Genomic DNA, 13,408 nt, shown 5'->3' with positions numbered 1-13,408 from the left:
AGCGGTCCGATCGCGGCCCCGAGCAGTCCGTACCCGAGCGGCGCGAGCGGGTCGACCAGGGTGGCCGTCGCGGCCAGCACGGTCAGGCCGGTGCAGGCGAAGACGATGCCCCGGGCCGAGTAGCGGCGGCAGAGCGGTACCACCGCGAAGCGTGCGGCGGTGAAGGCCAGCCAGAACCCCGAGGTGGCGGTCGCCGCCGCTGCCGCCGGCCAGCCGGTCGCGATCAGGTGGGTGGTTTCCCAACCCGCCGCGCCGGTCTCCAGCCCGACGTGCAGCACGAAGAAGAGCAGGAACCCCAGCGACAGCGCGGTGCCGACCGGGAACGCCCGCCGTCGTGGGCCACCCCGGGCGGTGGGGGTGACCGGGCCGGCGGCGCGGCGGGTCTGGTCAGCGGGCCGGGCCGGGCCGGACAGGGTACGCAGGGCCGGCAGGGCGAGGAGGGCGAGGAGGGCGCAGCCGGCGAACGACCAGCCGTATCCGGGCAGCAGCCCGACGGCGATCGGCCCGGCGACCGCGCCGGCACCGAAGCAGCCGTGCAGCAGGTTGAGCATGCCGTGGCCCTGCTCGGCGTACACCTCGGTGAAGACCTGGTTGACGCCGCCGTCCAGGCCGCCGAAACCGACGCCCGCGACGAAGGCGGCGACCAGCGCGGAGGGCCAGTCCGGGGCGAGCGGGAAGGCCAGGGCGCCCGCCGCGACCCCGAGCAGTGACCAGGCCAGGAAACGGCCGTCCGGTACCCCGAACCGGCGGGCCAGGGGCATCGCCAGTACGCCGATGATCGCACCCGCGAAATGCACGCTGAGCGCGGCCGCCGCCCCGGCGGCGGTGATCCCGTGCGCCTGGCGCAACTGCGGGATGGCCGGGCCGTACAGCGCCTGTTGCAGGCCGATCATCGCGAAGGCGGTGACCGCGCCGAGCACCGCCAGCCGGCGTAGCCGGGGTGGCCCGGGGCGTCGGATCGGCGTGCTCATGCCAGCACCACCGTGAGGCCGGCGTCGCGCAGCGCCGCCACCTGTTCCGGGTCGGCGCGCTCGTCGGTGACGAGGACGTCGGCGAGCTGCACCGGCCCGATCCGGGCGAAGGTGGCCCGGCCGAGCTTGGTCGAGTCCGCCACCACCACCCGGCGGCGGGAGGCGCCGATGGCGGCGCGTTTGACGCGTATGTCGTCCAGGTTGAAGTCGGTCAGTCCGGTTTCCGGGTCGGCACCACCGACGGAGAGCACGAAGGTGTCGAACCGCAGCTCCTCGAAGATCCGCTCGGCGAGCGGCCCGACGAAGCAGTGTTCCCCGGCCCGGACGTCGCCACCGGCGGCGATCAGCCGGATCCCGGGCTCGTCGGCGAGTTCGGTGCTGGCCGGGACGCTCAGCGCGCACACGGTGAGTTGCCGGCGCCCGCGCAGTGCCCGGGCGGTGGCCAGCGCGGTCGTGCCGGCGTCGACCACCACGGTCTCGTTGCCGCCGATCAGCTCGGCGGCGGCGGCACCGATCCGGGCCTTGGCGTCGGCGTGCTGCCGGACCCGTACCGCGAACGGCGGCTCGTAGCTGCCCGAGACGGTGCTGACCGCGCCGCCGTGCACCCGCTGGAGCAGCCCCTCCCGTTCGAGCAGCTCCAGGTCGCGGCGGATGGTCATCTCCGAGACGCCGGTTCGGGCGCTCAGCTCGGCGACCGTCACCCGGCCGGAGGTCAGCAGCGTCTCGACGATCGCCTGGTGCCGTTCCTGTGCAGACATGTGTTCGAGTAAAACAGCAACTCTGTTTGAATCGCAAGATTTTTTGTTCGAGTGAGGCGAGTCTCAGCCCGACCATCTCCCAGCAGGCGCGACGATGGTCGGGGTCGACGTCGGGGTCGGGGGGCGACGTCGACGTCGAGGGACCCGCCAGCGGGTCAGGAGCGCATGACGACCAGCGCGTCCGGCATCCGGAACGAGAGGTTGTCCGGACACCACGGCGCCCGGAGTACGGTCACGCCAGCCAGCAGCGGAGCGGTCTCGGCGACCACCACCGCCGCCTCCAGGCGGGAGAGCTGGGCGCCGACGCAGCGGTGCGCCCCGGCCCCGAACGCCAGGTGCCGCCGCGAGCCGCGCTGCCCGGGCACGAACGCCTCCGGAGCGGCGACCACCGCCGGATCGCGGCCGGCGCGGGCCAGCCAGAGCACCAGGCTGGTCCCCTCGGGTACGGGGGTGCCGGCCAGCTCGGTGTCCCGGGCGGCGACCCGGCGCCAGGTGACGATCGGCGGCTCCAGCCGCAGCGCCTCCTCGACCACGTCCTCGACGTCCACCGTGCCGGCACGCACTCCGGCGACCACCTCCGGGGTGCCGGTGAGCCGGTGCAGCAGCAGGGTGAGGAACTGCGAGGTGGTCTCCTGACCGGCGACCAGCAGGAAGAACAGTGCCCCGATGACGGCGTCCGGCGGATGCCCGGCGGCACGCAGTTCGGCGGCCAGGCCGGCGCCGGTGGCGGCGAACTCCCGCAGTACGGCGTGGAACCGGCCCACCACGTCGGCCAGTACCCGCTGCCGCGGCAGGTCGACCGGGGCCCAGAACAGTTCCAGGGCGGCCCGGGTGAACTCCTTGACCACCTCGGCCGGCGCCTCCGGCAGGTCGACCAGCCGGGCCAGCACCAGCAGCGGCAGGTCGGCGGCGAGGTCCGCGTACAGGTCGACGGGTTCACCGGCGTCGAGCGCGGCGCCGAGCCGGCCGACCCGCTCCCGCACGACGGTGGTCAGCCAGGGCCGCTGGGCGGCGACCCGGTGCGGATGCAGCGCCTCGGCCACGATGCCCCGGATCTCCGGATGGCTCGGCCCGCCGTTGTTGGCCAGGGTGGCGGGCAGCCGGAAGCCGTGCCGGGCGAGGATCCGGAGCGCGCCGACCGGGATCGGGGTCATCGCGTCCAGGGCGTTGTCCGGGCGGAACGTCCCGGGATCGGCGAGCACCTGGCGGACCAGCGCGTGCCTGGTCACCACCAGGTGTTCGACCCCGACATGGTCCGGCACGGCGACCACGTCCGGCCACGACCGCTCGGCCGGCTCCTGCCAACTACGGAACAACACCCGATCACGCTAACCAGTACCGGCTCGCTGGCCGGGGCCGCCGGTCGCCGGGGTGACCTTCGTCAGTTCCCAGACCCGGCTGTGCTTGACCCGGACGCTCTCCAGGGCGACCGTGACCGGGATGTCGTAGCCGGCCAGCGGCTGGAACCGACCCCTGGGCAGGTACGCCCGCTCCGGATCGCCGACCAGCACCCGGGCGCCGGCCCGGGCCGCCCGGATCAGGAACCGGAGCACCCGGTTCGCCATCGCCTGGCTGTAGAAGACGTCGCCGGCCAGCACCACCTGGGCACCGCCTGCGTCGGCGTCCAGGATGTCGCCGAGTTCACCGGCCACCGCCACCCCGTTGGCCCCGGCGTTGGCCTCGACGGCGGCCACCGCCATCCGGTCGATGTCGACGGCCCGGACCTGCGTGGCGCCGGCCCGGGCGGCGGCGATCGCCACCAGTCCGGAGCCGGACGCCAGGTCCAGCACCCGTTGGCCGGCGACCGTCTCCGGATGGTCGAGCAGGTAGCGGGCCAGCGCCTGGCCGCCGGCCCAGGCGAAGGCCCAGAACGGTGGCGGCTGCTCGCTGCGGAACTCGCCCTCGGTCAGCTCCCAGAGGCCGATCGGCTCGGCCGCCTGGTACAGCCGGATCTCCGGTACCGCCGACACCGGGGCCAGCTGGGCGTACCTTCGGACGAACTCGGCCGGGTTCTCGGACACAACCGCCGATTGTGCCGGTCAGCCCGCCGGCGACACCGTCCGCCCCCGGCACCCCCGCCGGCCGGCCCGGTTCCCGCACCCGGGCGTGTCGCGGCACAGTGGTAACCGGTTCAGTACTCCGCGTCAAAATCGCCCTCTTCATTGCTGAATGGTGCTGATACCCCAGTCTTCCGCGCATCCAGCAATGCCCATAGCGTCCATTGAGTATGCAATCGGCGCGGATGGGTGGTGGTGACGGTGTGGCGGCTCGCGACCCGGCTCGGGTCCACGCTGGTGTGCGCGACGGCGGGCTGGGCGATGCTGCCGGCCGCTCCGGCCGGGGCGGCTCCCGGCTTCGACACCGCGCTGACCCGGCTACCCGGGCGGTTCGTCGCCGGTGCCGGGGCCGAGACGATCACCGCGGTGATCTCCACCACCCTGGACGGCGAGTGCCGCAAGGTCCGCTGGTCACTGGTGCTGCGGGCGGACGGCCTGCGGCTCGACCAGATCGGGATCGACCGGATCGAGCAGACCGGGGTGGTCCCGATGGACGTCCGGGGCGAGGACGGCGGGGCCAGGCTCACCGACCGGGACCTGGACCCCGGCACGCTGTGCCGGGACCGGACGGTCACCGCCCAGTACCGGGTGGCCGTCGACGACGCGGTGACGGACGGCCGGATCGAGCTGACGGTGGAGGCGTTCGACGCCCAGTCCCGGCTGCTCGACCGGCGCAGCGCCACCCGCGAGGTGATCAGCGAGCGGAGTGGAGCGCCGCCGCGGCGTGTGCCGGCACCGAACACACCGGAGCGGGCCCGGCCCACCCCGACCGAGGCGGCGCCGAGCCCGACCGAGCCGGTCGCACCGGAGCCGACCGAGTCGGTGGAGGGCGACGCACCGGTACTCGCCGAGGGGCCGGACGGGGCCGCCGGGTCGGACGAGGGCGGCTCGGGCGGCGGCGAGGCCAGTGCCACCGCCGGTCGGGGCGGTACCGGGCTGACCGGGGTCGGCTTCGCGGTCGGTGCCCTGCTGCTCTTCCTCGGCGCCGGACTGCTGCTCCGGCTGCGCTTCCGCAGCCGGTTCGCGGAGGCGGCGCCCGCCCCGGCGCGCCGGGGCCACCAGCCCGCCGCCCGACGCGGCCGCCCGGAGACGGTACGCCGGCGCGGCGGTGCCGCCCGGCACTATCCCGACTGGTGATCCGCACGCGCAGCGGCCCCGCCCGATCCTGACCGCGATCGGACGGGGCCGCTGCGGTCAGTTACCTGCCGAACGCCTGGAACTCGGCGATCCGGACGTGACTGCCGGCCGGGCTGGCGGTCGTGCAGTCGGTGCTGGTCGCCGGGTCGTCGTCCCGCTCACCGGCATACTCCGGACCACCGGTGCACTGGCTGTGCAGCACCTGGATCCGCAGGTGCGTGGCGACGGTGCGCGGGATGTCGAACGAGCGCAGGTTGACGTCCCGCGAGTACGCCCGGTACTTCCCGCCGGGGAACGCGTCCGACCGGCTGGTGTACACCTTCCGGTAGTTGGCGTCCACCGTGCAGTCGACCCGGGTGGCGTCGCAGGCCAGTACGGCGAAGGAGCGCAGCGCCGAGAGGGCGTTCTGGCTGCGCGGGTCAGCCGGGTCGGCGGCGTTCGTCGGCCGCAGGTAGGCACTCACGTTCACCCGGCGTACCGTCTGCGGCCGGTCACCGGCGAGGTCGACGGTGACCTGCTTGCCGGCCACCCCGTCCAGGGAGGCCCAGTTGGTCGCCTCGGTGTCGTCGACCAGCTTGTCGGTGTTGACCCCGTCCCCGGCCACGGTCGCGCCGGAGGCGGCCGAGGCGAGGTTGCGGTTCAGCTCCAGCTCCAGGGTGACCGGCCTGTCGCCGTGCCGGCCCCGGCCGGGCTCGAACTCCCGGCTGAACCGGGAGTGCCCGAAGCCCGGGGCGACCGCCACGAACGAGAACCTCGTGTCCGCGATCACCTCGAAGGTGTCCGGCAGCGGGGTGGCCGGGTCGGTGTCGGCGACCGGGACGGCCCGGGCCTCGTACTCGCCGAGGTAGAGCCGGATCGGCGCATCCCGGCTCTCGCCGTCGGCCTTCAGCTGCACGGTGACGTTGCGGGCGCGCGGCGAGGCGAAGCTCGGCGTCGGATCGGTGTCGGCGGCGCCATTGGTGGCGGCGTCCCGGCCCATCCCGGAGACGGCGAAGGCGTCCCAGATGATGTCCTGGTTGGCCCCGCCGAACCGGAGCTGGTCCGCGGCGAGCATGTTGTCCCGCATGTCCAGCATGCTGACCGAGCTGGCCGCCTGGAGCAGGTACGAGTCGAAGACGAGCTGGCTCCAGCGCCGGTTGCCCGGGCACTTCTGTACCGCGACCCTGCCGAGGGCGCAGTCCAGCTGCTTCGACGGCGTGCCCTGGCCGTACCGCCGGACCAGCGCGGACCGGACCCGGTAGTTGGTCGCGCCCCAGATCTCGCCGTCGGCGTGCACGGCCGGCCCGGCGGTGTTGTAGCCGACGTCGGAGTAGTTCAGCGGGCTGCGGCTGAGGTCGTAGTTCCGGATGCCGCTGACGGTGTTGCCGGTGACGTAGCCGCCGATGATGAACGGCGTCTCGCCGGGGGCCCGCAGGTTGTGCTGGAAGAGGTACTCGGCGGCCATCAGGTCGCTCCAGGACTCGCCCATGGCGCCGCCCTGGTGGCCGCTGATACCGCTGTTCGGGCCGCCGATCATCCGGTTGGTGACCGCGTGCATGTACTCGTGCCCGATCACCGTCATGTCGTAGTCGCCGTCCACACAGGGCGGGTACGGGCCACCGGCGGCGGGCTGCCACAGGTACATGTTGGTGCTCGGCGGGAGGCCGTCGCGCGGGGTGCTCTGGTTGGCGTTGTTCCGGTTGCCGCTGAGCGCACCCTGCTGGGCCCGGCCCTGCTCGGCGTCGCCACCGAGGCCGTCGGCGGTGAGGTTGACCGCCTGGAGGTTCCAGGCCGCCTCGTCGAAGCCGAGCCGGTAGGTCCAGTCGTGCATCCGGTTGTGCATGGCGAAGAGGTTCGCGATCGCCGCGTTCGCGTCGTTGTCGTGCTCGGCGGCGAAGACCGCCGGGTTGCACCGGGAGGTCTTCCACGGGTCGGTGAACGGGTAGACGTAGTCCCGGGTCGGGCTCTCGGTCGCCGGTACGGCGGGGGTGCCGCCGCCCCAGGAGACCACGGTGTTGGCCGAGTTGCCCCGCGCGGTGAGGGTCGGCTGTCCGGTGGTCAGGTCGACGTCCCAGGCCTGCCCGCTGTTCGGGTCCCGGACCGGGCGCTCGCAGCCGCGCTCGACGGTCAGGCACCAGAGCACCCGGGAGTCCCGGCCCGGCTTGGTCCTGCTCGGCGGGGTGGCCGGGAAGACGGCCCACTTCGGGTTCTCCGAGTCGAAGTCGACCAGGTCCTCGCGGAGCAGCACGGTGCTGCGCTCACCGTCGACGAAGGTGGTGAACGCGGTCGGGTGGTCGGTCCGGTCGGAGATCAGGGTGACCTCCCAGGCGGCCCGGGGCGCGGCGTCCGGCACCGGCACGGCGACCTGCCGGATGTCGCGGCTGGCCACCTCGTCGGCGGTCAGCCCGGCGTCGGCCAGCGCCACCGCGTACGCCTGGTCGGCGGTGACGGTGACCGGCTGGGGGGTTCCGGTGTTCCGGGAGAGCGAGGAGCTGACGTTGATCACTGTGCCGCCGGTGACGGCGATGCTGACCAGTCCGTCGTAGCCGGCCGGCAGGTCGCCGAAGCGCTGCCGCAGGGTCACCACGGCACCGGCGCCGATCTGCCGGACCAGCAGCCTCTCCAGGCTGGCCACGGCCGCGCCGTCCAGGCCGAACAGCTCGCTGTTGCGGGCCAGGTACTGCCGCGCGGCGGTCTCCGGGTCGGCGTCCAGCCCGGTGGCGAGCGGGCCGTCGGTGGCGGTCAGCGCGTGCGGGGTGCCGAGCGCGTTCCACCGGACCTCACCGGCGACCTGGTTGGCCAGGCCGCGCTGTCGGGCGTTCGGGGTGGCCGAGCCGGCCCGGTTGTCCACGTCCCGGTGGGCGTGGCTGCCCCCGTACGACTCCGGGTGCTCCCCCGGCTGGACCGCAGCGCCGGGGTCGCCGGCGGGTGCCGCGTTGGCGCTGGTGGCGCCGGGCAGCAGGGCGGCGGCCAGCACGGCCGCCATCAGCGCGGGCAGCCCGCGCCGACCGGTCCAGATCGTTGATCTCCACCGGGTATGTGGCAAGGCGTCCTCCTTGGACGAGATACGACGAAGCCGACCGGTCAGGTCGGCTTACGAATGGGAGAGTTGGATCATGAGCGCGTGTAGATACGTGGATATCAGCCGGTGCCGGGGGAAGCAAGGATCGGTCGGGTACCGGCCACGGGGATAGGTTCCGTTCGTATAACGGTTCGGCCGGGCCGATCGGTTCTCCGGCGTTCTCGCAGGTCCGGCCGGTCTTCGTCGCGACGGTGTCTCTTGACAAGCGGCCCGCGTCACACCTAGCGTCCGGTTCTGTTGGATCGTTTCATTGCCGTACCGCACGACCTGCCACCGTCAATTACCGCCCCCGCGACCCGGCCCGACGTCGAGGGAGGATCCGCCGCTGCCCGCCCAGGCATCCCTGCGCCCGCTCAGGCAAGCGGTTTCCTGCCCCGGTGTCCGCACCACCGGCCGTCGTCGCCCTCGGGAAGGAGAATGTCCATGGTGCACACCCGACGGGCCCGCCGAGCCGCGAGGGCCGCAACCCTCGCCGCGGCGGCCCTGCTCGTCCTGCCGCTGGCCGCCTGTGGCGGTGGTGACGACGCCTCGGACGGCCCGGTCACCCTCGACTTCACCTGGTGGGGCAACGAAGACCGGGCCAATGTGACCGAGCAGGCCATCGACCTGTTCGAGAAGAAGTACCCGAACATCAAGGTGAACACCTCGTTCGGCGCCTTCGACGCGTACTTCCAGAAGCTCTCCACCCAGATCGCCGGTGGCGACGCGCCGGACGTGGTGCAGATGGACCGCGCCTACCTGCGGGAGTACGCCGACCGCAACGCGCTGCGCGACCTCACCGAGTACATCGAGGACGGCACCCTGAAGGTCGGGGACATCACCCAGACGCTGCTGCCGGCCGGCAAGGTCGGCGACGCGACGTACGCGGTGCCGATCGCGCAGAACACCCAGGGCGTCGTCTACGACCCGGCGCTCTGGCAGAAGGCCGGAGTGGCCGCGCCGACCCCCGAGTGGAGCTGGGCCGACATGCAGGCCGCCGGGCAGAAACTGAGCCAGTCCAGCGGCGGCAAGGTGGCCGGCTTCGGCGACTTCGGCTTCGCCATCGACTGGTTCGACATCTGGCTGCGCCAGCGGGACAAGGCCATCTACACCGACGACGGCAAGCTCGGCTTCACCGAGGCGGAGCTGACCGAGTTCTGGACCATGACCGGCCAGATGCGCGCGGTCGGCGCGCTGGCGCCCCCGGCGCTGACCACCCAGCTCGACGGCTCGATCACCAACTCCTCGCTGATCAAGAAGGGCGTCACCGCCGAGGTCAACTACGACTCCGGCTTCACCGGCATGGTCAGCGCGTACGGCGCGCCGCTGGCCATCGCGCCGATGCCGAGCGACACCCCGAAGCGGGGGATGATCGCGGCGATGTCGATGGCCTACAGCGTCGCGCAGCGCAGCGAGCACCCGAAGGAGGCGACCATGCTGGTCGACTTCCTGGTCAACGACGTCGAGGCGGGCAAGGTGCTGGCGGTCTCCCGAGGCATGCCGGCCAACGCCAAGGTGCGGGACGCGATCGCCCCGACCCTGGCCCCGAACGACAAGCTGGTCTACGAGTTCGAGCGGTCCGTCGTCGACAAGCTGCTGCCCACCCCGCCGCCGCAGCCCAAGGGCGGCGGCGCGGTCAAGGCCGAGTTCCAGCGGATCTACGACGAGGTCATCTTCGGCCGGATCCCGGCCGCCGAGGGTGCCAAGCGGGTCATCGACGAGGCCAAGAGCCAACTCGGCTGAGTCACCGGCGCGACGCCGGGGGAGCCCTCGTCCGTACGGACGAGGGCTCCTTCGTCGCCGGTGCACCGCACGATGCCGTTCCGGTCCGTCGGTTCCAGGGTCGCGGGCGGGTTCCGCCGGGCTGGCCCCGCGCGGCGGCCGAGTCCCGGTTACCCGGGCGGCCGACCCGGCCATCCGGCCGGCCGCCCGGGCGTTTCCGGCAGACCGGGCGGACCCCCGCCGCGTACGTCGAAGCGGCCCGGGTCGAGGCCGCCATCACGCCGCACACCGTGAGACGTCCGCCGCGCTGCTCAGGGGCCGGGCGAGACCGCGAACACGTGCGCCGGGGCCGGCGGCAGCGGGCCGACCGTCAGCACCGGGCCGTCCGGGCCGGGGCGAACCCGGGGCTGCGCCGCCGCCGGGCCGACCGCCCGGAGCCGGGCCCCGGGCGGCAACGACAGCCCGGGTACCCCGAATTCGGGGCCCGGGTCGCCGAGCACGATGAGGTAGCGGACGTCGTCGCGCCGGGTGAACCGGACCGGTACCCCGGCACTGGTGACCGCCGCCGGCACCTCGCACGGGCGGGTACCGTAGATCGCCTCGCCGTGCTCGGCCAGCCAGCGGCCCACCTCGTGCAGCACCGCCCGCTGTGTGGCCGGCACGACGCCCCGGTCGTCCGGGGTGATCCCGAGCAGCAGGTTGCCGTTCTTGCTCACCACGTCGGCGAGCAGCCGCACCACCTCGGTTGCGGAGAGCAGGTGCTCCGCCGTCTCCTGCCGGTTCCAGCCGAACGAGAGCCCGAGGGCCCGGACCGTCTCCCACGGTGCCGGATCGATCTCCGATCGGGTCCCGTACTCCGGGGTGCGCACGTCGGCACCGTCCCGGGAGAAGCGGTCGTTGACCACCCCGTCCGGTACCGCCGCGTAGTACTCCGCGACCAGCCGGTCGGGGTCACCGGCCGGCGGATATCCGATGTCGTTCCAGAGCACGCTCGGCCGGTACCGGTCGATCAGCTCACGCCAGTGCGCGTCCACGTACCGGGCGTATCCCGGCGCGTCGGGGACGCTCGCCGCCACGTCGGCCATCCGGTGGATCGGCAGGTTGCCGAAGGTCCAGTCCAGGCCGCCGGAGTAGTAGAGGCCGTAGCGCAGCCCCCGGTCGCGCACCGCCGCGCCGAGTTCGCCGACCACGTCCCGCCCGGTCTGCCACTGCGGCAGGTGCGGGTTGGGGTGGGCGGAGGGCCAGAGCAGGTAACCGTCGTGGTGCTTGCTGGTCGGCACGACGTACCGGCCGCCGGCCGCCGCGCAGAGGTCGGCCCAGGGCGCCGGATCCCAGTCCCGGACCGCCGCGACGAACTCGGAGCGGAAGTCGGCGTACGCCCGGTCGCCGTGCACCCGCCGGTGGTACGCCCGGGTCGGCCCGTCCAGCAGGTAGGTGTTCTGGTACCACTCGGCGTACGAGTGCCGGGCCAGCGGGTCCGAGCGTTCCACCGCGCCGGCGGACCCCTCCGGGGCGGACTCGCCTGAGCCGGACCCGTCCGGGCCGGTCCGGCCGGCGCCGAGCAGCCGTACCACCTCGTCGTCCAGGGGTGCCCAGGCCGGGACGGAGTAGAGGCCCCAGTGGATCATGATGCCGAACTTGGCGTCCCGGTACCAGGCCGGGGTCTCCCGCTCCCCGCGCACGTCAGTCGAGCTCCAGCCGGATCGCGTCGTACGCCGCCTCGTTGCCCAGCTCCGGCGGGGTCTCCTCGTTTATCGCCAGGGTGATCTCGTTGCCGGTCCGGCGCAGCGCCGCCGCGTCGAACCGGAACTCCCGCCGGTAGTGCCGGCCGCCGCAGGCGCTGCGGTAGGTGGCGCCCCGGGCGTCGTCCGGCGTGAAGGTCCAGACCAGCCGCAGGTCGTTGACACCGATGGTCAGGTTGCTCGGCAGTGGCGGTACGTCCCGGGCGGTGTCCATCGCCCAGGCGGCGAGCGCGACGGTCAGCGTGGCGGTCGCGCCGGGCCGTACCGGCCGGTCGAGGTCGAACCGGATCCGCCAGGGCGGCACCGGTTCCCCGTCGACCCGCTGGAACTGGAGGTAGTTCCAGTCGTCGTCACCGCTGCGCCCGACCGTGTAGACAACCCCGTCCGGGAAGTCGGCCTTGAAGAACCGCGCCGTGCCCCACTGCCGGAACTCGTCGCCACGCCGGAACTCCGCCGAGGTGCGGTCGGGGGTACCGAGCTGGAAGACCGTCCGGCCGTTGCGGGGCGGCTCCCAGTGCAGCTCACCCAGGTCGACCCGGCCGCCGGCCGGCACGGTCACGTCGTCGCGGACGTACTCGCCCCAGCTGCCGGGCCGGTAGACGGTGAGCCGGTACGTCCCGGGCCGCACGTCGGGTAGCCGGAAGGCGCCGCCGGGGTCCACGTCCGTCCAGTACGCGTATCCGAGCGCGGTCCGCTGGAAGTCCAGCCGGTTGTCCGAGAGCACCGCCACCGCGCCGCGCAGGTGCGGCTGGCCGGCGAGCCGGATCCGGCCGTGTACGGTGCACCGCTGTGCACCGGGCGTCCAGCCCGGCAGCGCCACCCGGTCGTAGAAGTTCCGGTGCACGTCGAGGCGGGCGTAGCGCAGCGCCTCGGCACGCATCCGGGCCGGGTCGTCGCCCCGGCTCAGGTAGACGAAGTACGGCCCGTACGTCTTCTCCCACGCCTGGCCGGCGGCCACCCGTACCGGTGGCGAGCCGTAGTGTGTCGCCTGCGGCTCGACCAGCAGCACCGGTCGGCTGGTGGTCTGGTGCAGGGTCAGGTCCTGCCGGACCGGGCCGCCGCAGAACGCCTCCCGGTTCGGCGCGACGGCCCAGATCCCGTACCCGTTGCCGTAGAGGCCGTGCACCACGTGGTCCTTGAGGTAGGTGGCCCAGTCGTACTTGGTGTAGTAGCGCCGGGGATAGGCCGAGCCGAGGCCGGCCAGGTCGTGCGTCGCGTCCATCACCACGGGAGCGGCGGCCAGTTCGGCCGGGGTGGGCATCCGGGCGGCGCCGGCCCGCCACGGTGCACCGATCGGGTCGTCCTCGACCGAGACGTCCGTGAACAGCTCGGGGTCCAGGTAGCAGACGTACCGGTGCTGGTCGGAGCGGAAGCCGTGCAGCTCCGACGGGTGCTGGAAGACGGTGGCCAGGTGGATGCCGGGCTCGCCGGCCCGGACGATGTGGTGCCGCTCCAGCCAGAACGGCCCGCCGTTGGTCGGGCTGTACCGGAAGGCGATGTCGACGAAGTCGTCCCCGCGCCGGATCTCGTACGAGTTCTGAGCCGGCGGCAACGGCAGCGGATTGCCCTCCATCGCGTTGTTCATGTCGAAGTTGCCGCGACCGCCCGCGCCGAGCAACTCCTGACCGTGCAGCCGCAGCGAGGTCAGCCGGCTGGCGCTGGTCTTGCTGACGGTGATCCGGACCGGTCCGTTGTCGACGACGATCTCGGCGTCGGTCTCGGTGACCTCGCAGCTCGTCCGCCCCTCGCTCGGCTGCCCCTCGTCGAATGCCGCACCGGCGGCCGCGCCGCCGGTTGCGGCACCGATCCCGGCGCCGAGGGCGGTCGCCGCGCTGATTCGATGAAAGTCCCTGCGTGCGATCACGTCGTGTCCTTCCGATCAGGAGCATCGGATGTCTGCCCACGGTGGCCGGCCACAGCGTCCGGCCACCGCAGGCGGAACCGTCCCGGTGCGACCGTCGCCGACTCGTGGTTGAAACGA

8 protein-coding genes and 1 pseudogene are annotated in these 13,408 nt (G+C 73.2%); 2 read left to right on the top strand and 7 right to left on the bottom strand.

Annotated features, from left to right (window positions below):
* Nucleotides 1-272: 272 nt before the first annotated feature.
* From R6Y94_RS23615 to R6Y94_RS23600, 4 genes and pseudogenes are all read right to left on the bottom strand, one after another.
* Nucleotides 273-893 (bottom strand): annotated as a pseudogene (locus R6Y94_RS23615) (MFS transporter); the annotation flags it as partial.
* 74 nt (nucleotides 894-967) lie between these two features.
* Nucleotides 968-1,729, bottom strand: a complete 762-nt coding sequence (locus R6Y94_RS23610; protein WP_318398086.1) for a DeoR/GlpR family DNA-binding transcription regulator — start codon at nucleotides 1,727-1,729, stop codon at nucleotides 968-970.
* Nucleotides 1,730-1,884: 155 nt separating this feature from the next.
* On the bottom strand, nucleotides 1,885-3,048 hold the full coding sequence (locus R6Y94_RS23605; protein WP_318398085.1) for a cytochrome P450: 1,164 nt from the start codon (nucleotides 3,046-3,048) through the stop codon (nucleotides 1,885-1,887).
* A 9-nt stretch (nucleotides 3,049-3,057) separates the two neighbouring features.
* Nucleotides 3,058-3,750 (bottom strand): class I SAM-dependent methyltransferase, encoded by a 693-nt coding sequence (locus R6Y94_RS23600; RefSeq protein ID WP_318398084.1) that lies wholly within the window; start codon nucleotides 3,748-3,750, stop codon nucleotides 3,058-3,060.
* Nucleotides 3,751-3,978: 228 nt separating this feature from the next.
* On the opposite strand from R6Y94_RS23600, the gene R6Y94_RS23595 reads away from it, so the two are divergent.
* Entirely contained in the window at nucleotides 3,979-4,923 is a 945-nt protein-coding gene (locus R6Y94_RS23595) for a hypothetical protein (protein ID WP_318398083.1), read from the top strand.
* Between the two features lie 61 nt (nucleotides 4,924-4,984).
* Here the strand turns inward: R6Y94_RS23595 and R6Y94_RS23590 are convergent, their stop codons facing one another.
* Nucleotides 4,985-7,948 (bottom strand): M36 family metallopeptidase, encoded by a 2,964-nt coding sequence (locus tag R6Y94_RS23590; protein ID WP_318398082.1) that lies wholly within the window; start codon nucleotides 7,946-7,948, stop codon nucleotides 4,985-4,987.
* Between the two features lie 459 nt (nucleotides 7,949-8,407).
* Here R6Y94_RS23590 and R6Y94_RS23585 point away from each other — a divergent pair, with 459 nt between their 5' ends.
* A complete protein-coding gene (locus R6Y94_RS23585) occupies nucleotides 8,408-9,706 on the top strand; it encodes an ABC transporter substrate-binding protein (RefSeq protein ID WP_318398081.1) in 1,299 nt (432 codons plus the stop codon).
* A gap of 290 nt (nucleotides 9,707-9,996) precedes the next feature.
* Here R6Y94_RS23585 and R6Y94_RS23580 read toward each other — a convergent pair whose 3' ends face one another.
* Together R6Y94_RS23580 and R6Y94_RS23575 are read right to left on the bottom strand one after the other, a co-directional pair.
* On the bottom strand, nucleotides 9,997-11,367 hold the full coding sequence (locus tag R6Y94_RS23580; RefSeq protein WP_318398080.1) for an alpha-L-fucosidase: 1,371 nt from the start codon (nucleotides 11,365-11,367) through the stop codon (nucleotides 9,997-9,999).
* 1 nt (nucleotide 11,368) lies between these two features.
* Complete coding sequence (locus tag R6Y94_RS23575) at nucleotides 11,369-13,291, bottom strand: polysaccharide lyase family protein (RefSeq protein ID WP_318398079.1); 1,923 nt, start codon at nucleotides 13,289-13,291, stop codon at nucleotides 11,369-11,371.
* Nucleotides 13,292-13,408: the final 117 nt, after the last annotated feature.

This window comes from Plantactinospora sp. KLBMP9567, assembly GCF_033446045.1.
In the GTDB taxonomy this organism is placed as follows: domain Bacteria; phylum Actinomycetota; class Actinomycetes; order Mycobacteriales; family Micromonosporaceae; genus Plantactinospora.
Note: the sequence above shows the minus strand (reverse complement) of the source record. Positions and strands in the feature narration are given on the sequence as shown.